This window comes from Parabacteroides chongii, assembly GCF_029581355.1.
Taxonomy (GTDB): domain Bacteria; phylum Bacteroidota; class Bacteroidia; order Bacteroidales; family Tannerellaceae; genus Parabacteroides; species Parabacteroides chongii.
In genome coordinates this window covers 2,301,444-2,321,002 of the sequence record NZ_CP120849.1, presented here as the reverse complement: position 1 = coordinate 2,321,002, position 19,559 = coordinate 2,301,444, and the positions used below count along the sequence as shown (strand labels likewise).

16 protein-coding genes are annotated in these 19,559 nt (G+C 45.0%); 5 read left to right on the top strand and 11 right to left on the bottom strand.

Features of this window, described 5'->3' with window-relative positions; all coding sequences use genetic code 11:
• Position 1 precedes the first annotated feature (1 nt).
• A complete protein-coding gene (locus P3L47_RS08685; RefSeq protein WP_122363183.1) occupies positions 2–1,180 on the top strand; it encodes a glycoside hydrolase family 130 protein in 1,179 nt (392 codons plus the stop codon).
• Between the two features lie 42 nt (positions 1,181–1,222).
• Entirely contained in the window at positions 1,223–2,122 is a 900-nt protein-coding gene (locus P3L47_RS08680) for an endonuclease/exonuclease/phosphatase family protein (RefSeq protein WP_277783350.1), read from the top strand.
• Here the strand turns inward: P3L47_RS08680 and P3L47_RS08675 are convergent.
• Together P3L47_RS08675 and P3L47_RS08670 are read right to left on the bottom strand one after the other, a co-directional pair.
• Positions 2,094–3,113: a DUF4249 domain-containing protein gene (locus P3L47_RS08675; protein ID WP_277783349.1), complete on the bottom strand. Its 1,020-nt coding sequence runs from the start codon at positions 3,111–3,113 to the stop codon at positions 2,094–2,096. The genes P3L47_RS08680 and P3L47_RS08675 overlap by 29 nt on opposite strands.
• A gap of 4 nt (positions 3,114–3,117) precedes the next feature.
• Positions 3,118–5,865, bottom strand: a complete 2,748-nt coding sequence (locus P3L47_RS08670) for a TonB-dependent receptor domain-containing protein (RefSeq protein WP_427910551.1) — start codon at positions 5,863–5,865, stop codon at positions 3,118–3,120.
• A 198-nt stretch (positions 5,866–6,063) separates the two neighbouring features.
• On the opposite strand from P3L47_RS08670, the gene P3L47_RS08665 reads away from it, so the two are divergent.
• Positions 6,064–6,507 carry a cold-shock protein gene (locus tag P3L47_RS08665; RefSeq protein ID WP_122363179.1) on the top strand — a complete coding sequence of 148 codons (444 nt, stop codon included), beginning with the start codon at positions 6,064–6,066 and terminating at the stop codon, positions 6,505–6,507.
• Between the two features lie 8 nt (positions 6,508–6,515).
• Here the strand turns inward: P3L47_RS08665 and P3L47_RS08660 are convergent, their stop codons facing one another.
• The 6 genes from P3L47_RS08660 to P3L47_RS08635 all read right to left on the bottom strand — a co-directional run bounded on the left by P3L47_RS08660 (position 6,516) and on the right by P3L47_RS08635 (position 13,326).
• Entirely contained in the window at positions 6,516–7,562 is a 1,047-nt protein-coding gene (locus P3L47_RS08660; protein WP_277783348.1) for a DUF4249 domain-containing protein, read from the bottom strand.
• Between the two features lie 5 nt (positions 7,563–7,567).
• Positions 7,568–10,264, bottom strand: coding sequence for a TonB-dependent receptor (locus P3L47_RS08655; RefSeq protein ID WP_277783347.1), 2,697 nt, complete (start codon positions 10,262–10,264; stop codon positions 7,568–7,570).
• A gap of 7 nt (positions 10,265–10,271) precedes the next feature.
• Positions 10,272–11,117 carry a FecR family protein gene (locus tag P3L47_RS08650; protein WP_277783346.1) on the bottom strand — a complete coding sequence of 282 codons (846 nt, stop codon included), beginning with the start codon at positions 11,115–11,117 and terminating at the stop codon, positions 10,272–10,274.
• Positions 11,118–11,122: 5 nt separating this feature from the next.
• Positions 11,123–11,851, bottom strand: a complete 729-nt coding sequence (locus P3L47_RS08645) for a porin family protein (RefSeq protein ID WP_277783345.1) — start codon at positions 11,849–11,851, stop codon at positions 11,123–11,125.
• Positions 11,852–11,919: 68 nt separating this feature from the next.
• Positions 11,920–12,702: a porin family protein gene (locus tag P3L47_RS08640; protein ID WP_277783344.1), complete on the bottom strand. Its 783-nt coding sequence runs from the start codon at positions 12,700–12,702 to the stop codon at positions 11,920–11,922.
• A 105-nt stretch (positions 12,703–12,807) separates the two neighbouring features.
• Positions 12,808–13,326 carry an RNA polymerase sigma-70 factor gene (locus P3L47_RS08635; protein WP_277783686.1) on the bottom strand — a complete coding sequence of 173 codons (519 nt, stop codon included), beginning with the start codon at positions 13,324–13,326 and terminating at the stop codon, positions 12,808–12,810.
• Between the two features lie 186 nt (positions 13,327–13,512).
• Here P3L47_RS08635 and P3L47_RS08630 point away from each other — a divergent pair, with 186 nt between their 5' ends.
• The gene (locus tag P3L47_RS08630; RefSeq protein WP_277783343.1) at positions 13,513–13,821 is read left to right on the top strand and encodes a nucleotidyltransferase family protein; all 309 of its coding nucleotides are present in this window, start codon (positions 13,513–13,515) and stop codon (positions 13,819–13,821) included.
• Positions 13,811–14,158 carry a HepT-like ribonuclease domain-containing protein gene (locus P3L47_RS08625; protein WP_277783342.1) on the top strand — a complete coding sequence of 116 codons (348 nt, stop codon included), beginning with the start codon at positions 13,811–13,813 and terminating at the stop codon, positions 14,156–14,158. The genes P3L47_RS08630 and P3L47_RS08625 overlap by 11 nt, the downstream gene beginning before the upstream one ends.
• A gap of 61 nt (positions 14,159–14,219) precedes the next feature.
• Here the strand turns inward: P3L47_RS08625 and trpS are convergent, their stop codons facing one another.
• The 3 genes from trpS to P3L47_RS08610 all read right to left on the bottom strand — a co-directional run bounded on the left by trpS (position 14,220) and on the right by P3L47_RS08610 (position 19,551).
• Positions 14,220–15,275 (bottom strand): tryptophan--tRNA ligase, encoded by a 1,056-nt coding sequence (gene trpS, locus P3L47_RS08620; protein ID WP_122363172.1) that lies wholly within the window; start codon positions 15,273–15,275, stop codon positions 14,220–14,222.
• A 45-nt stretch (positions 15,276–15,320) separates the two neighbouring features.
• Positions 15,321–16,766, bottom strand: a complete 1,446-nt coding sequence (locus P3L47_RS08615) for a sulfatase family protein (RefSeq protein ID WP_277783341.1) — start codon at positions 16,764–16,766, stop codon at positions 15,321–15,323.
• Positions 16,767–17,001: 235 nt separating this feature from the next.
• Positions 17,002–19,551 (bottom strand): glycoside hydrolase family 95 protein, encoded by a 2,550-nt coding sequence (locus tag P3L47_RS08610; protein WP_427910550.1) that lies wholly within the window; start codon positions 19,549–19,551, stop codon positions 17,002–17,004.
• Positions 19,552–19,559: the final 8 nt, after the last annotated feature.

Sequence of the window (19,559 nt, the reverse complement as noted above, 5' to 3'; positions counted from 1 at the left end):
CATGAAAATTAGTTTTCAAAATAGAATTGAAGTTCTGCGTAATAAGCAGAAAGCTCTGTTGGAAAGGGAAAATCTGCTCGTAGTTGAAGATAATGGAATAATAACCCGCTATGCTTACCCAGTTGTAACAGCGAATCATATCCCATTAGAATGGAGATATGACCTAAATCCGGATACCAACCTATACTGTCTAGAGCGTATCGGGGTAAATGCCTGTATGAACTCCGGGGCGATAAAGTGGAAGGATAAGTATCTATTGATGGTCCGTGTAGAGGGTTGGGACCGTAAATCATTCTTTGCCATTGCCGAGAGTCCGAATGGGGTGGACAACTTCCGGTTCTGGGAACGGCCGGTCAACCTGCCGGACATAGACCCGGAGGAGACAAACGTATATGACATGCGCCTGACCGCCCACGAAGACGGTTGGATATACGGTATCTTTTGCAGCGAGCGCCATGATCCGGCTGCCGCTCCGGGTGACTTGTCATCGGCCGTAGCAAAAGCCGGAATTGTCCGCACAAAAGACTTGATCGACTGGGAAAGGCTACCGGACCTGAAATCAAAAAGCCAGCAGCGCAATGTAGTCCTTCATCCGGAATTTGTCGACGGGAAATATGCCCTCTACACTCGCCCGCAAGACGGCTTTATCGATGCCGGAAGCGGAGGTGGCATAGGCTGGAGCCTGATCGATGATATAACGAATGCATCTATTCTCTCTGAACAAATTATAGATAAACGCCACTATCATACTATCAAAGAGGTCAAGAATGGGGAAGGACCGCATCCTATCAAGACTCCGGCGGGCTGGTTGCATCTGGCCCACGGAGTCAGGGGATGTGCTGCCGGCTTGCGTTATGTGCTTTATCTGTACATGACGTCACTGGAAGATCCGACCAAAGTTATTGCACAGCCCGGAGGCTATTTCATGGCACCTGTCGGCGAAGAACGTACGGGGGATGTCTCCAACGTATTATTCTCCAACGGCTGGATTGCCGATGAAGACGGCAAGGTATTCATCTATTATGCATCTAGTGACACGCGGATGCATGTGGCAGTTTCAAATATACAGGTATTAGTCGATTATTGTTTGAATACCCCGCCCGACGGCCTCCGGTCTGCTGCTTCTGTAGCGCGGATCAATGAGTTGATTGACAAAAACAAACAATATAAGAGGGAATAAAACGTTCATACTTTATAAAGAAAGAATAAAACATACATTACCATGAAAATTTTCAAAGCGTTCAGCCTGTTTTTCTTACTATTCACATTCTCTTTCAAGGGAATCGCCCAGGATACGAATCAGCAAACACTCAAAGTCATTTCTTACAATATCTGGAATGGATTTGAAAAGGATGCTGCTCGGAGAGCGCGTTTCGTCGATTGGATGAATGAGCAGAAACCGCAGATTGTCGCTTTGGAAGAACTCGTGGGATTTACAGAAAAAGACTTGTCGGAACTGGCAGCCTCTTACGGCCATCCGTATGTAGCCATCATAAAGGAGGAAGGATATCCGGTAGGACTTACTTCCCTTCAACCGATCCGGGTGATCAAAAAGCAGGTCGAAGGCTTCTGGCATGGTATGTTGCATGCACAGACCTACGGGCTGGATATCATCGTCACCCACCTCAGCCCGTTCGAATGGAGCTACCGGCTGAAAGAAGCGACTGCCATCACACAATATATTCGGGAAAACGAACTCAACGAGTGCCTGGTGATGGGTGATTTTAATGCTTATTCTCCTTTCGATGCCGACGAGGTTGAAACGCATACCGAGCTCAGAAAGAATATGCTGGGATGGGATAAGAAACACCCGGAATATGGAAATATGCGTGGTGAACAGTTCGATTACTCCGTCTTATCCCAATTCCTCTCCATCGGTTTTGCCGATCCTGTCAAGATGTTCGCCCCTGCCAACAAACGAATGTCATATCCCGCTGCCACTCTCTACGAATGGCAATGGGGCGATCCGCGTCTGAAAATGCTCGGTGAGCGCCTGGATTATATTCTGGTTTCTCCTTCCCTGGCTCCTCGATGCGTCCATGCATCCGTCCATAATGGAAAAGACCTGGAAGGGATTTCGGATCATTATCCGGTCAGTTTAATTTTTGAATGGCAACCGTAAGACTGTCCACACACACAGCTCCCAATATCCCGATGCCACCCTTGATATTATTGAACGCCCGGACCGGTTCAGCCAGTCCGACATCAGCCAGGTCATTATTCAAGGAACCATCATACAAAGATATCAAAGCGGATAAATATCGATAATAAGGTTCAGATATGGCATACAGATACACTCTTGCGGAATCCGGCAGATCACTAGAGTCCCCATAATAATATCCATATGAACTTTCCTCCAAAGTCATTGTGTATTCTTTTCCATTTATCTGCTCATCCGAGAAAGGACGACCATTAGAACCCGATAACCAATCATTCCCCATCACCTTATCCAAAATAGAGATTTTATTTCCGAATAATGGCTCGGAAGCATAATCGATATAAGCACGATCCCACCTGTATTCTCCACTATAAACAGGAGGCTTAGTCCAATCTTCGTCATCATATTCCGGTATAGGTCTGGCTACCTGAAAATTGATCATATAACAATTGACAGCATCAGGATCATCCTTGAATGTCACCTTAAAACGATTTTTTATATCTCTGGAAGCATAGGGGTCATGCGACTTAATTTTTTCTGCGGCAAAACTGATCAGTGGCGGCCGGTCCGGAACGATCTCCTCGGCGGCGACATCTTTAAAACCGTCTTTCGATGCTTCGATTCGGATCTTATCGCCTGAAACCGGATGATAAGAAGAAACATAATTACCTATAGAATAATATTCCGTTTCTTCTACATCCCAACTCATTGTTTCTACCAGTCGGTCATTTACATATAAATCCACCCGGGCATCTTTAATAACGACATTCGGATTTTCATCCGTATAGAACCAGGTACGCGACAAAGAGGCTTTCAACTGTTCTCCCTGAGAGGCCACACTATTCAATACCAGTTTTGAATCCGGACGCAAATACTCCAAATCAACCTCTTTTGTGCAGGAAGATACCAACAGAACAAAATTCAATAAGAAAATACACTTTATACTCATTTTCATAACATCAGAATTTATATGTATAAGAAATAGATGGTATAATAGGCATTATACCAACAGTTTTAAATACCGGGACATATTTATATCCGTATGCGCTATTCGAATCTTTTACTTCTTTATCGCTCTTATAGATCATGAACGGATTCATCCGTGAGTAGACATTGTAAATACTGATTGTCCAAATTCCCATACGCCCTTTCTTCTTCGGGCGATAGATTTTCAATCCCAGGTCGAGACGGTGATAAGCCGGCAGCTGGTAATTATTGCGCCCTTCATAATAATCTATAGAATTGTACAATGGATCATTTCCATATCCTCCCGTATAATCAAAGCGCCCTCCTGTTTCCTGTTCCTCATAATTCTCAAGCGATAATGTGACATGATTTCCCGAAGCATACGACCAGGCAGCAGATATTTCCACTTTCGGAGATATTTTATGCATGACTACAATATTCAGTTTATGCCGGTTGTCGAAACGTGCCGGATAACGTTCTCCCAAATTCAATTCATCAAACTTACGGTCGGCCCAGGAAAGACCATAACCGATCCATCCTGTCGTGCGCCCGGTTTCCTTACGCACCATAAATTCAGCACCATAAGCACGTCCGTCACCAGCTGTCAACTTATCTTCCCAATTCAGATAAGAAGGGGTAAAAGTATGTCCGTCACGATATTCCAGCAAATTTTCCATTGTCTTATAATATCCTTCAACAGAAAAGCTGTAGGTTTTATTGAGATCATAATAAAAACCGGCAGAGACCTGATCGCTAAGCAAGGGTTTCAGTTTCCGTGTTACCGGCATCCATGCATCGGTAGGCAGACTGATGAAACTGTTGCTGATCAGGTGCACATACTGGTTCATACGTGAATAGGAAGCCTTGAAACTTAAATTATCAGCCAGTAGCCAACGAAGAGACACACGCGGCTCAACTCCGGTATATGTTTTTCCCTGCACATTAAACAGACTGAAACGTACCCCGGCATTTATACGGACAGACGGTAACAAAGTCCAGTCATCTTCAGCAAACACACCGGCCTCATGTCCCCATAACAGGTCATTGGCGTACTCTTTATTAATATTGGAAATGAAATCCTGGCTTTTGTCAAAGGAAGACGAACGATTGTATTCCGGGCGAAAACGATGTACCAGATAATCTCCTCCAAAACGGATATGATGTGAATGAACCGGCAAATAATCAAAAGAAGTACGTACTCCCAAATCCATAATGCCGGTATTGGTAGTGTTTTCACTAAACCTTTCATAATAGTCGCTATCACCTTCTTTTCCTTCAATATCATGATCGGTACTTCTCAATTTGGAATGATAGCGGGTAAAAACACCGGAAAGCTTTCCAAATAAACGATTATTGAACACATAGGTCCAACCGGTTGTTGCCATTATATTTCCCCAGCGTAAGGAAACATCCGTATCATAATTATAACTGTCTTCCGTATTAGAACTTGAAGGAAAATCAGAGCTTCCCCCCTTCAGCACGTCATTCCCGTTATACAAGCTGAAGTACATACGGCTACGATCGTTAAATATATGATTCACTTTCAGGTTCAGATCATGAAAGGCATAACGTGCACGGGTACGGATGCCATTTTTCTTCGTAATCTTGTTAGCTATGGCAAGAGCCGGAGCCGACAATACATCGAGCCAGGTACGGCGCAGAGATATATTAAAAGAGGTACGGTCTTTCACGATAGGTCCCTCGAAATTCAAATTGCCGGAGATCAGACCCAACGTGGCGCTCCCATGATATTCCTTCATATTCCCCTCTTTCATATGCACGTCGACCACTGAAGAAAGCCTTCCGCCATAACGCGAAGGAAATCCCGATTTGAAGAAGTCCATGCCGCTGATCGCTTCCGGATTGAAAGCCGAGAAAATACCACCGATATGATTGATCTGATACACCGGATTACCGTCGATCAGAAACAGGTTCTCATCCACATTTCCGCCACGTACATACATACCGGCTGTTCCCTCCGTCCCTGACGATACACCGGGAGTCAACTGCAATGTCTTGATAATATCCGCCTCACCGAACATCACAGGTGTAGAGCGGATCGTCTGCTGGTTAATTTCCAACGCTCCCATCTGGGTACTTAATACAGACTGTTTACTGGTACTTTGTCCGGTCACAACCACCTCCTGCAAAGATGCTGAAGGTTCCAGTTCAATAGTCAGCACAGTGTCGCGTTCGAGATCAGTCAGATTATACAACCGACCGGTATAACCGATATAAGAGGCACGGATCGTAATATCCCCACCCGGCAGGGTCAGGCTAAAAAAACCGAAATTATTGGATGCCGTTCCTACACGGCTTCCGGATTCATAAACCGAGGCCCCGATCAGAGATTCGGCGGACCGTTTGTCTCGCACAAAACCACTGACCGTTACCTGCTTGGGTTTACGCTTCAGAACAACTATCCTTCCTGTCATCTTATACACCACCGGTAAATTGGCAAACAAACGTGTCAGACAATTCTCCAGTGCCTCATCATCCGCACGGAACGTAGTTTTCGGAAGCCCACTCAACAAAGACGATTCATAGGAAAAAGTTACTCCAGCCTGCTTCTGGATCTCATCCAGGATCTCCCGGACAGAAGCCTTCTGCATGTTCAACGTAACCTTCCGTGTTTCATCCACACCGTTTGTCTGGGCCTGAAGACCTGACAGAACGAAAATCATCATCATTACTACCAAGGTAACACGGGCAAACTGTTTTGCAGGGTATACTCTATTCATCTTGTTATTTGTTGATATCTACTAAATAGACAGTTTTTTTGTAAATACCCCTACTCATCCCCTCTTTTTTTCGTATCTTTGTGGAAGAGTTAGAGATAAATCATTATAGCACAGTTCTCCTTATTTATTTTAAGCAGGTCTCTCCTTTAATTATACTCCCGCTCCATTTTAGTATTCATCTTATAAAACAAAAGTTATATGGCTAGATCAATGACAGTTGATAAACGTGAAAATGAAAAAAAAAGACTCGCTAAACGAGCAGAAAAACAGAAAAAGAAAGAAGAAAAGAAATTAGCTCCCAAGGCTACCAGCTTTGAAGACATGATCGCCTATGTCGATGAAAACGGTGTGATCACCTCGACACCACCGGAAGAAAACACAAAAAAAGAGGAAATTAACCAGGAAGAGATTATGATATCGGTACCTAAAAAGGAAAAAGAAGAACCTGTCGTTCTCAAAGGGAAAGTAGACTTTTTCAATACTTCGAAAGGTTTTGGCTTTATCAAAGAACAGATAAGAGGTGACAGATACTTCTTCCATGTGAACAGCTTGCTTTCAAAAGTAGAGGAAGGCGATACCGTTACCTTCGACCTGGAACGTGGCCTGAAAGGCATGAATGCCATCAACATCACTTTGGAATAACTCTACTGCTACCACCACTCGTACGAAAGATCACCGAAAGGCATCGTTATGCGGCGAGTGGCAATCCGGTAGCCCGTTACAATACCAAATCCGCCGGCTACGTTCGAATACGTTTCAGTCGGTTCCAGCAAACCGTCCACATACGCATCTCCCAGTGAAATAGAGAAGTTACGGATCACTTTCAAATAATTGTGATAGGATTCCGAAACAGACATCAGATGGATATCATAATGTACTATCGCAGTTACCGTGTCCGTTTGCAGCGAACTCACAGGATAAAACGAGCTTGTCACCGTATATTCTTCTCCATCAAACATATCATCAGAGAATACACCCCGGCAATAAATGCCGTCGTTGATCTCTAAAGATGGGATTCCCGGCTGAAAGACAGGGTCGTCATATATCAGTGTGAAAGGGAAAGGAGACGGAGCATCGAATTGATCACCGGAATCCTGCAGCGGTCTTCCGAAATTGTCGCAAAACGAACTTTTCCACATAATCTGATCTCCTTTATGATATTCGATCAGACGTTCTACTATCAACCGGTAATAATTTCGTTCGGAAGGCTTATCTTTAAATGTCACGTATAAGCGGAAATCGTATGATCCGGACGTTATAAAACGCCCTGTATCGATGGAAGCTATTTCCGTCTCCGCAGGAATAAGCGTTTCTCCCCTCACCGGATCGAATCCCGGTGCCTCCGCTTCAAGTCTCACCTTATCACCGGTCTGCACATAACATCCCGGCAATTTGAACTGTCCCTTATATTCAAGGCTATCAGCCGGATTATCCGAGCGCGACATGGCTCCGCGAAACTGATCGTTCACGTATACATTGATCTTTACTCCTGTTTCCGGCAAATCATATTCGGGGACACTATCCATCAGAAACCAACTCTTCGACAGAAAAGCTGCAACTTCCTGATCAGGTGTTATGGAAGCGTTGAGCACCAGCACCGGAGAGACCGTATCGATCTTCAGTTCCACATCACGCGTACAAGCCATGCAGAACAGGAGCGACAACAGCGGCAGCAGGGTAAACAATTCCTTTTTCATAACACTTAGAATTTATATGTATAGGAAACAGACGGTAAAAATAAGAAAAGAATGGATTGTTCCAAAAAGACTTCCTTCTTTCCTGTGTCATAATCCGTACGGTATTTTGTCCGGACTGAAAAGGGATTCGGATGACCATACGCATTACAAAGGCTCAAGTTCCAGACCCCCAATCGTCCTTTCTTTTTGTAACGATAGAAATTCAGTCCCAGATCAAGACGATGATAAGGGGATAGCTGGTAGTTATTACGTGAACTGGCGGCATAACCGATGTTATCATCCCCGATGATGAGAGACCCATTCTGCATATATCCATTATTCGTCTGTCCCCCACCTCCGTGGTAGAGTTGATCCTGGATCGTGATATGATTGCCGGAAGCAAACATCCAGGCAGCGGTCAACTCCACTTTACGCGACAGTTTATAAGTTGCCACCAGATCGATCTTATGACGGTTGTCGTACTTGGATGGGAAACGGCGCCCTTTATTCACACTCTCGTCCGGAAAACGGCGATCGGACCACGACAGCGTATAACCGATCCAACCGGAAAGGCGGCCGGCTTTCTTCTGCGCCATAAACTCCACACCATACGCACGGCCATATCCAACGCCTACCCGCTCTTCCCAACGGGAATAATCCGTACCGACAGGAATGCGGCCTTTATAGTCGATCAGATGATTCATCCGCTTATAATATCCTTCTATGGAAAAATTATATTGCCTGTTCAATGTATAATAAAGGCCGGCTGTATATTGATGGGCATTCATCGGACGGATACTACGGGTAACAGGCACCCAGATATCCGTTGGCTGGCTGATATACGAGTTGGAAAGCAAATGGATATACTGGTTCATCTTGGTATAGGATAATTTGGCAGACAAACGACGGGCCAGCAGATAACGGGCAGACAAGCGGGGCTGCATGGAAAAATAGGTCTCCCCCTGCACATGGAAAACGGTTGCCCGCAGGCCGACACTGGCTGTCAAACGTTCCATCACATGCATTTCCTCTTCTGCAAACAAAGACACTTCATGCCCGTGGATCAGCGAATTGGCATAGACAGTATTGGTTTCCTGCGATTTGACGGAATCTTTATACCAGCTCTTCATCGTATTCTGTTCCGGACGAAAGTTATGGAACAAATAATCTCCTCCGAACTTCAGACGGTGTTTTTCATGCAACCGGTAATCGAAAGAGGCACGCAGGCTGAGATCTTCCATCGCCGAACGGTAATGGCTTTCCTGACGAAATAACTCCCGGTTCGTTCGGTTGGCAGAAAGCGTATAGCCTTCCTTATCCTGCCGTATGTGCGAACGATAACGCGTATAGCCTGCCGTAAACGTAGCAAAGAGCTTGTTACTGAAGACATGGCTGATCCCTGCCGAACCGATCAGATTGCCCCAACGCCACTGGAAGTCTTGCCCCACACGTTCTTCTACATCTTTTTCCTCCCCGTTCAGGTAGCTGTCGCTCCCCATATAGAAACTCATATAACCGCGCGTCCGGTCACTAAAGGAATGGTTCACTTTCGCATTCATATCAAAGAAATGGTAGCCGCCCTTGATCTTTTTCTCCTCCCCGTCATTGACCGCTTTCAACAACGGCCAGGTAATCAGTTCCATCCAGGTACGCCTCACAGACACATTGAAAGAGGATTTCCCTTTTATAATAGGGCCTTCCAAATTGCCACGCAACGCCAGCAGACCGACCGACAAATTACCATGATATTCATACCGGTCTCCGTCATTGGTCCGTACGTCTACTACAGACGAAAGCCTTCCCCCATATTCGGCAGGAAAGCTTCCTTTATAAAATGTGGCATTTTTAACGGCATCGGGATTGAAGGCGGAGAAGAAACCGAGCAGGTGGTTGGTGTGATACACCGGATTGCCATCCAGTAAAAAGAGGTTTCCGTCTGCATCACCTCCCCGGACATAGAGTCCGGTCATCCCTTCGGTCCCTACTGCAACGCCGGGAAGTCGTTGCAAGGTTTTCACCACATCTGTTTCTCCCAGCAGGGCAGGCATCGATTTGATGCGTTGCGCCGGGACATCCACGACCCCGGTCCGCGTGCTCAATACTTCCGATCGGGGATTCAGCCCCTCCACGACCACCTCGCCCAATGCCTTTGTCGAGTGTAAAGGTATATCGATCAACGTATCACAAGTCAGATCGAAGATTATCTCCTTCACTTCGAATCCGACAAAAGAGGCGCGCAGGATAACTTTTCCGGGAGGGAGCGTGATACTGTAAAAACCGTAATTATTGGTGGTCGTCCCACTCTTGGTCACACGCTCAATAACCGTGGCATTGATCAGACTCTCATACGAAACCGAATCGCGGACAAAGCCGCTGATCGTATACAACCGGGGCTTCCGCTTCAGGATCACGATCTGCCCTGTCAACCGGTAGGTAACGGGCAAGGCGAAGAACAAGCGTTTCAGACAATAAGAAAGCGATTCGTCATGCGCCTTAAAAGACATTTTGGGAAATTCGTCCAGCAAAGAAGATTCGTAAGAGAAAAAAACACCGGTCTGCTTTTCCAACTCCTGCAGGATCTCCAGTAAAGGGACCTGGCGCTTATCCATCGTAACCGCGGGTGTCGGTTCAACCGGCAGATTAACGACAGAAGTCCTTTCTCCGGCTTTTACCTGAGAAAAAAGCATAAGAATCCCTGTCAGCAATATCCATATACGTCCCATAGGTTACTTATTTTTGGGATTCAGGGGCCAGGCGGGTATCGAGCGTCTGGTTGATAACCAATAAAACATCTTCCAGCGGAAGATCATTGAAAGTGGCCGTCAGCTTCAGATTCGGGTTTTCTGCTTTATTAATTACTTTCACCTGATAATATTCATTCAGATCGCCGATCACCTTTTCCAACGGGGTGTCATTGAATCGTAACTGTCGGGTTTTCCACGACAGGGTGTTGAGATCTTCTTCCTCAACTACCGTGATACCTTTACTTTCCATGGAGTATGATGCCGACATACCGGCGGTTAATATCACTTTATCCGTTTCATTGCCGGTAGTACCGAAACTTACTTTACCGGTCATCACATTCACGTCAGTCCCTTCCGGTTGCTCATTTATCTGAAAACTGGTGCCCAGTACGGTGACTTCCGTCCGTTCAGTATAGACAGAAAAGGGGCGTGCTTCATTCCTCGTCACCTGGAAAAAGGCTTTTCCTTTCATCTCCACCACACGCCGCTCCTTTCCGTAAGATCTCGCATCATATCGAATGGAGGAATTTCCAGCCATCGAAATCAGAGTACTGTCAGGTAGGTAAACATCTTTTAGCTGTCCCGAGGTAGTCGTTACCGCTACCCATTCGGGGGAATTACGATCTGTTATATAATAAGTACTGAAACCAATGAGCAGTAATAAGACTGAAGCTGCAGCCATCCAGTAGCGGCGGAAAGAGACCGTACGGCGTACCTGATACCTGGAGGCAAATTGCAGCCAGGCCTTATCCGTATCCAAATGTCCTTCCTCGTAGTGTTTCGCTACGAAACGGATGCGTTCTTCCAGTTTATGTTCCTGCTCGTTGTTCATATATATTATTTTCCTAATTTAAATTTATAACCGACTGAGAGCGACAGGGTGTTGTAGTTGGAACCTATGCTTCGAACGGTATAGGAACTACCTAAAGAGCCATAGCTTTGTTTATAATTAGGACCTTCATCTCCTAATGAAAGTTCATATCCAACATTGACTACCCAATTCTGCACTTCGATACCAAACGAAGTTGTCAATCCCCAATCAAACGAATTCATATCTCTAAAAGGGTTGTTATCATGATTATACCCATGTTCTATATCACCATAACTATTTGCCCCTGCATAACTCATTTTTGTTTCCGGAGTTGGAATTGTGTATCCCCATGCTCCCCAACTCCAACTTTGAGAAATGGCAAGACCCGCATACATACCAACCCCCAAGTGCATGCGAACATTCTTCACTTTCCACGAAAAATCGGCCATTACCGGTAATTGCAAAAAATGTTGCTTGAGACTTCCATTTTCAACCCTCAACTCAACCGCCTCCTCCGACGACCATTGGTTATACAAGCCATCTATATCATATCCTCGATTAGTATAAAACAAACCCGTTTTCAACCCAATCCATTCCGGTTTAAATTGATAGCCTATGCTCGCTCCTACTTTCAGACCCGGTTTCCACGTTCCGTAGCCAACACGTTGAACGGCCGTCATACCTGCTTCCGGTGTCAAACTCCAACGGGATTGTGCACTCGCCATTCCGCCAATCATCCACACACTCAACATCATCAAAATAAGCTTTCTCATCTTCTTTATTCTTTAAATATAAACTTTAGCTATCTGCTTGCTTTTATTCTCTAGAATCTATACCCTACTGTAAAACTTACGGTATGATATTTTAAAGCGACATTTTCATATTCGTACTGCTTGCCCAATCCCATGTCGTAAGCGACATTAAAGGAAAAGCGTTTCACATCAACTCCGGCATTCAGCGCCAAGCCCCAATCAAAACGTCGGAGACTGCTATTCTTGAACGGACTACAAGAGTCATCGACATGCCATGTACCTTTTTCGGATACTTCCAAAAACTTTGACTTGTTCTTTCCTCCAATGCCATAAGCCAGGTAAGGGCCAGCTGCTATATGCATTTTTACATCATCTCCAACCTTCCAGTTAAAACGAACAAGTACCGGCAATTGCATATAATCTCGACGAGAACGTCCTTCATTCACATAAATACGCTCTATTCGCATATCAGCCGGAAGGCTTAAACTTCCTCCTTGCCCATAAAAACCGTAGTAGCCATCCATTTGCCATACAATATCCGAATTCCTTGAGGCGAAGCTTAAATAACACTCCTCCCAATTTCCATCTTTATCCATTACTTTGCCTACGGCTCCTCCGTATGAAACTGTCCCCGCTCCACGTTGTACGTAATACAGGCCGGATTGAAGTGAAAACAATCCCGAACCAAAAGTATAACTAACGGCTGCACCGGCTTTAAAACCAATAGCGGCAGGCGAATTTTTATACTTCGTCACATTCATTCCGGCCTCAGGAGTTACAGACCATTGTGCACTAACATTCGTCACACACATCAACATCATCATCAACAACACACAAGAAATAATCTTCTTCATCATCATTACTCTCTTTCTTAGTGAAACAAAATATGTAATACCTTTTGTCTCTAAGACAGAGCTGCCGGGAAAAACCCCTACTCCAGTTCAATATTTTTTATTCGGTCACGCCAGACCGAACAGAAAGTTATAGATACGTACAGCCGTTTCACGCAAAGCTTTCAGAGCTTTACCCATCTGATTCTCAACTGTTTTTATTGAAATATTCAGTTCTTCGGCGATCTCCTGGTATTTCAGTCCGTCGCGTTTGGAAAGTAAAAAGATTTTTTTGCGTTCGGGTGGTAAGCCGTCGATAGCCGTCCACAAGCGGGCATCTCTTTCGGCATTGTACATCTGCTCTTCTTCGGAAGAGTCTTCCAAATCCGGGAACTCATCGGTTGTCTGCTGATCGACCGGCTGTGTCACCAGCGACAGCGAACGATTGCGCACCGCCTGATACATATAGGATTTTAGATTTTCAATCAATGCACCATTGATATTCTTATCCCATACATCGGCAAAGGCTTGCTGTACAATATCCTCCGCATCATCTACCCGTTCTGTAAAACGGAGCGCAAACAGACACAGGGGCTTATACAACTCCCTGAAATATGTCTCAAACTCTCCGCTGGAAATGGCTGCCATACGTTTGTTATCTGTAACTATTCCCCGCAAAGTAAAGCAGTTTTCCCGACAATCAGATAAAAATTCAACTTCTTTATCACATATTTAAGAAATAATGAGCTAAAGGATAGTTAATATACTATCAAACTTGACTGGATTGTACAAGATTACTATCTTTGTTGTAAGAACTAAAAGAGAGGAGGCAATATGAACCACATTTTACATAATAAACTGGAAGCATTAAAGGAGCTTTGCCGACGTTATAAGGTAAAAAGCCTCTACGCTTTTGGCTCAGTAAATACTCCGAGGTTCACAGAAAACAGCGATATAGATCTTCTGATCGAGTTCGAACCTGATATTTCCATTGAAGAATATACAGATAATTATTTCCTTCTACATAATAAACTGACAGAGTTATTCCGAAGAAAAATTGATTTAGTCACTCACCGCTCACTTTCAAACCCATTCTTTATTGCTGATGTAGAACAGACTAAACAGCTTCTTTATGGCGCGTAGTATTCAGAAATATTTATACGATATTCAACTATCAATCTCATCCATTGAAGAATATTTGGGAGAGAAAAGAGATTTCTTTGCCTATGAACAGAATAAGTTATTGCGCCGGGCAGTAGAACGAGAACTGGAGATTATAGGCGAAGCTGCAAAGCACATATTAGACCTGGAACCTGATATCCAAATTGATGATGCCAGAAAGATTGTTGACCTACGTAACTTTGTTATTCATGGTTATGACAAAGTCGATAATGTTATTATTTGGGGCGTAGTCAACAAACATCTGCCAAAACTGAAAGAACAAGTCGAAGATTTGTTAGGAGGATTTACCATATTATAAATATAAAAGGCACGCAAAACCTACTATCTTGCGTGCCTTCTTTTTTTATTCATATACAATATCAATACGGACGGAAACCGATAATCTCACGCACTTCTGCCAAAGTTTTGGCTGCGCTGGCGCTGGCTTTTTCAGCTCCCATACGGGCTACCTTCTCCATGTACTCTTCGTTGGCACGAATATCCAGGATACGTTCACGGATCGGGGCGCAGAAATTGTTGATGTCTTCGGCTAACTGCTTTTTCATATCGCCGTAACGGATTTCACAAGTATTGTACTTTTCGTTGAAGTAATCGTATGTATCTTTTGTCGATACGATATCCATCATGGCGAACAGGTTGGCGATCGGTTCCGGCTTCACGCTGTTCGGTTCCGTAGGACCGGCATCGGTTACCGCTTTCATTACCTTTTTCTTGATCGCTTTCTCATCGTCGATCAGGTAGATCGCATTCCCTTCACTCTTACCCATCTTACCGGAACCATCCAGACCCGGCACTTTTACAGCCTTCTCTGTCAGGTGGAAAGAAGCAGGTTCCGGAAAGAAATCCACTTCATAGGTCGAATTGAAGCGACGGGCGAAACGACGCGCCATCTCCATATTCTGTTCCTGGTCTTTTCCTACCGGCACTTTCAGAGCCTTGTGGATAATGATATCGGCAGCCATCAACGTCGGATAGGTCAGCAAACCGGCGTTCACGCTATGTTTGTTTCCTTCGTTAAAAATTTCCCGTTCGACGTCACCTTCTTCGGTATTCACACGGTCGATATGCAGTTGCTGACGCGCTTTATCCTTGAATGAAGTCGTACGCATCAATTCACCGATACCGGCATTCATATTGAGGTAGAGATACAGTTCGGCCACTTCGCGAACGTCACTCTGTATATAGATGGTAGCCTTCTCCGGATCGATACCGCAAGCCAGATACTCAGCCAGAATCGTCTTTGCACTTTCGCGGATGTTTGCCGGACGCGGATGCGTAGTCAAGGAGTGCCAGTCTGCAATAAAGAAAAAGCAATTATACTCATTCTGCATTTGCAGAAAACTCTTTACTGCTCCGAAGTAATTCCCCAGATGCAAATTACCTGTTGGCCTGATGCCACTTACTACTGTTTCCATTTCTAAATTCTTTATTTTATTCAAACAGCCGCAAAGATAGTAATTTTAGAATACAAATCCGTTCCAGAAAGCCGAATTGTCTTTCGTTTCTACTTGCTCCAAAGACATTTGCTTACGCAGTTTTTGGATGATCTTGCCGTATTTTTTCTCTCCTGCCAGATTATTCATCTCCCAGGGATCGTTCTTCAGGTTGAACAACTGGGTCGTACGTACACCTTTTACATTATATTCGCACAACTTCCATTCATCGTCGGATACGGCACGCTGGTTGTCCATATAACTGTAATACAGGTAATCCCGCACCGGCTTATCCTCATTTATCGCAGGAACAAGGCTCACACCGTCCACCGAAGAAGGAATATCCGTACCGACCATCTCGCACACGGTCGGGAAAACATCGATCAGATAACAAAGCTTATCGCTGATCTTTCCCTGGGTATTACTTCCCGCACTCTTGATCATCAAAGGGATACGCACGCTATGTTCGTACACGTTTTGTTTTCCCATCAGACCGTGTTGTCCGACAGCCAACCCGTTATCGCCGGCAAAGACAATGATCGTATTTTCGTATTCGCCGGTTTCTTTCAAAGCCTTGATGATATCGCCTACACGACGGTCTACATGCGTAATCATCGCATAGTATTCCGTGATATGCTTTTTAATTTCGTCCGGCACACGCGGAATGGCAGCCAACACCTCGTCGCGGATCACCAGCTCGCCGTTGTCGAACGGATGCTTATCCATATAGTTCGGAGGCAACTGGATATTATCCCGGTCGTACTGACGCATATATTCGTCGGGCATCGTACGCGGATCGTGCGGTGACATATAGGCTACGGAAAGGAAGAACGGCTTGCCGGCATCTTTTTGCTTTTCAATATATTCGACGGCATCTTCCGTAAAAATATCCACCGAATGCTTACCGGAATACATATATTCTCCTACTTCATAAGTAACCTCATTGCTCTTTCCCCAATTCTTAACGACCGGACGTTTCTTGCCATAATTACCATCCGCATTGTAATCGTAGAGAGGGACATTCCAGTGGTCATACATTCCACCGAAATAAATGCCTTTTGCATCGTTGAAACAACGATTCATCGCCGCATATCCGTTATGCCATTTACCGGTATGGAAAGCGTTATATCCCGCCTGTTGCAAAGCCTCGCCAATCAATGTATGATCATCGGGCACAGTCGCACCCTGCTTTTCCAGCGTATAGAGATATTTACCCGTCATCAGCATGGCACGGCTCGGCATACTGACAGCGCCGGAAGTTCCGCCCATAATATGAGCATTGGAAAAGACGGTACTTTCAGCAGCCAGCTTATCCAGATTCGGTGTATGTACCTCTTCCACACCCAGGAAATTCATGGCAGAACCACGCATATCGTCAGCCAATATAAGGATAACGTTCGGATTTTTGTCTGCAGCCAGCAAACTCGTTACCGACAGCATGGCAGTACTTAATAAGGTTAATTTCTTATTCATAAAAGCTTTGTTTATTATTATGTCCTTTGTAACTCTTATTTACCCGGAGGTAAGTCCTTGTCAAACAGGAGATAGCCTCAATTGCCTGCCGATGTAAACTGTTGCCGAGGGCGTCGGCAATATAAACGACGCCCTCGGCAATATTGCTGACATCCTCGACAATATAACCGACGTCCTCGGCAACAAGTTATGCAGGCAGGCAAATAGAAGTATCTTCCTGGTTTTACAGACTGTCTCAGGGAGTAACCGGATTCACCCGGTAACTATTTCCGGCAACCGTAGCAAAGGTTGTTTCGAAGTATTCTTTCCCGTTGGAAGTAACCGGAGAAGAAGTTGCAACCTCTTTACCGCCCTCTTTGACCGTGACAGGAACCGAAGTTCTCAACCGGCACTCGTTACCGCTTCCGGAAAGGATCGTCGCTTCCGACAAACGACCTTGTTTCCAGTTCATGGCTACTTCAAAATTACCACGTGCTTTCAGACCTGATACGGTCCCTTCGCTCCATACATCCGGGAGGGCAGGCAATAGCTGTACGAAACCGGCATGGCTTTGCAGCAGCATTTCGACAACACCTGCCGCATAGCCGAAGTTTCCGTCAATCTGGAAAGGAGGACAGGCATCCAGCATATTGCTATATAAACCACCGCCATTTCTTTTCTTCGGTCCGAACTGAACCGGATTAAATAAATTCTTAATAATCGTATACGCATGATTACCGTCCAGCAAACGTGCCCAGCAATTGATCTTCCATCCCATCGACCAGCCGGTAGCAGCATCACCTCGCAAATTCAAGGTCTGTTCTACTGCTTTAAACAACTCTGGAGTTCCGTCGGGAGTGATTTGATCGCCGGGATAGAATCCGTACAAATGAGACAGATGACGGTGTTGCGGATCTTGTTCCTTAAAATCATACATCCATTCCTGCAATTGTCCCCGGCTACCGATCTGATAAGGAAGCAATCGGGCTAATTTACCTTCAAGTTCAGCCCTCAATTCCGTATCCACCCCAAACATTTCAGACATTTTGATCGTACGCTCAAATGTTTCACGTATGATCGCCATATCCATCGTCGGCCCCATGCTCAAAGCGGTTGTTTCTCCTCCGGGCGTTACAAACCAATTCTCCGGAGAAACACCGACAGGAGTAACCAGATGCCCTTCACCATCGTCAATCAGCCAGTCGGCATAAAATTCGGCAGCCCCTTTAGTAAGAGGATAAGCCGTATTCTTCAAAAACTCTTTGTCACCCGAATAAAGGTAATGCTCCCATAAATGACTGCAAAGCCATCCCTGTACCATCGGCCAAAAAGAAGCGGAAGGGACATTATCGTTCGGAACTGATTCACGCCAGAGAGAAGTGTTATGATGAGCTACCCAGCCCCGTCTACCGTACATATTACGAGCAGTTTCAGCGCCGGTTTCAGATAATTCCTTTATCATTTTGAAAAGAGGCTCCTGGCATTCCGGTAAGTTTGCGGTCTCTGCCATCCAGTAGTTCATTTCGAGATTGATATTCTGCGTATAGCCACAGTTCCAAGGTGGAACGATCTCTTTATTCCAGATTCCCTGTAAATTTAACGGCTGACCGCCCGGACGTGAGCCGCTGATCATCAGATAACGTCCGTACTGGAACAATAGGGCAGCCAAAGCCGGATCCGCTTTCTCATCAAAACGGATTATCCGTTCGTCGGTAGGCAAAGCCAGTTGCTCCGGATCTGATTTCAGATCGAGTTTTACACGATCGAACAGATTACGGTAATCAGTAAGATGTCTCTTCTTTAGTTCTTTATAAGTATATGCAGTTGCCTTATCGAGGATAGCAGCGGCTTTTGCAGCCGGATCTACACCTTCCAGGCTGGGACTTTTATCATATCCGTTATAGCTCGTAGCCAGACTCATGACAAAATACACTTCGTCTGTTTGACTGATATGTATGCCTGAATCGGTGATTTCGCAGGTTCCCCCTGAAGGCAATATTGGTTTGAGCTGTGCTTCAAACAACATTCCTTTATTATCTATCTCATCTCCGTATAATACACGTTTATCGAATTTCCGGTTACCTTTTTCATCATACAATTCAGGATGCTTGTGCTGGTCGCCCCAATTTTCCATCTGTTCAAAAGTACGGCGTTCCACATAGCCGGGAGCTTTTCCCTGCACAATCAGACGATCGTCTTTACTTTTCTGCACGGCAGTAGGATGCTCCGATGTAAAATCAAGCGTAATATCGATTCCTTCCGGATTATCGCTTTTCAGGCAAACGACAATCACATTTTCCGGGTTCGAAGCAAAAACCTCACGTTCATAACGAATGCCGTTCTGAACATATTTCGTGCTTGCTATTGCATCCGATATATTCAAATCACGTTTGTATTCACTGACTTCCCCGGTTTTGTTATTCTGAATATGAAGATCAGCAAATGGTTGATAATACTGATGCAAACGTCCCAACCAGTTTTTACATACCAGATCGGTTGCTTCTTTGTATCTTTCTTTCCGCATCAGTCCGACCACTTTGTCAAACATCTCCGGAGTAACTTTTATATCTTTGAAAATCACTGAAGGTTCACCGCTATAAAGGGTATTTTCATTCAATTGCAATTGTTCCGAATCGACTCCTCCAAACACCATTGCACCCGCATGGCCGTTACCGATAGGGAGCGCTTCGTTCCAGTTTCCTGCCGGTTTGTCATACCATAAAGTTAATGGTTTCTCCTTTGGTGTTTTCGCACACGCAAGGAGTAGAAACAAACACATAAAATAAGATAATACTCGCATAATCATGGATTTAG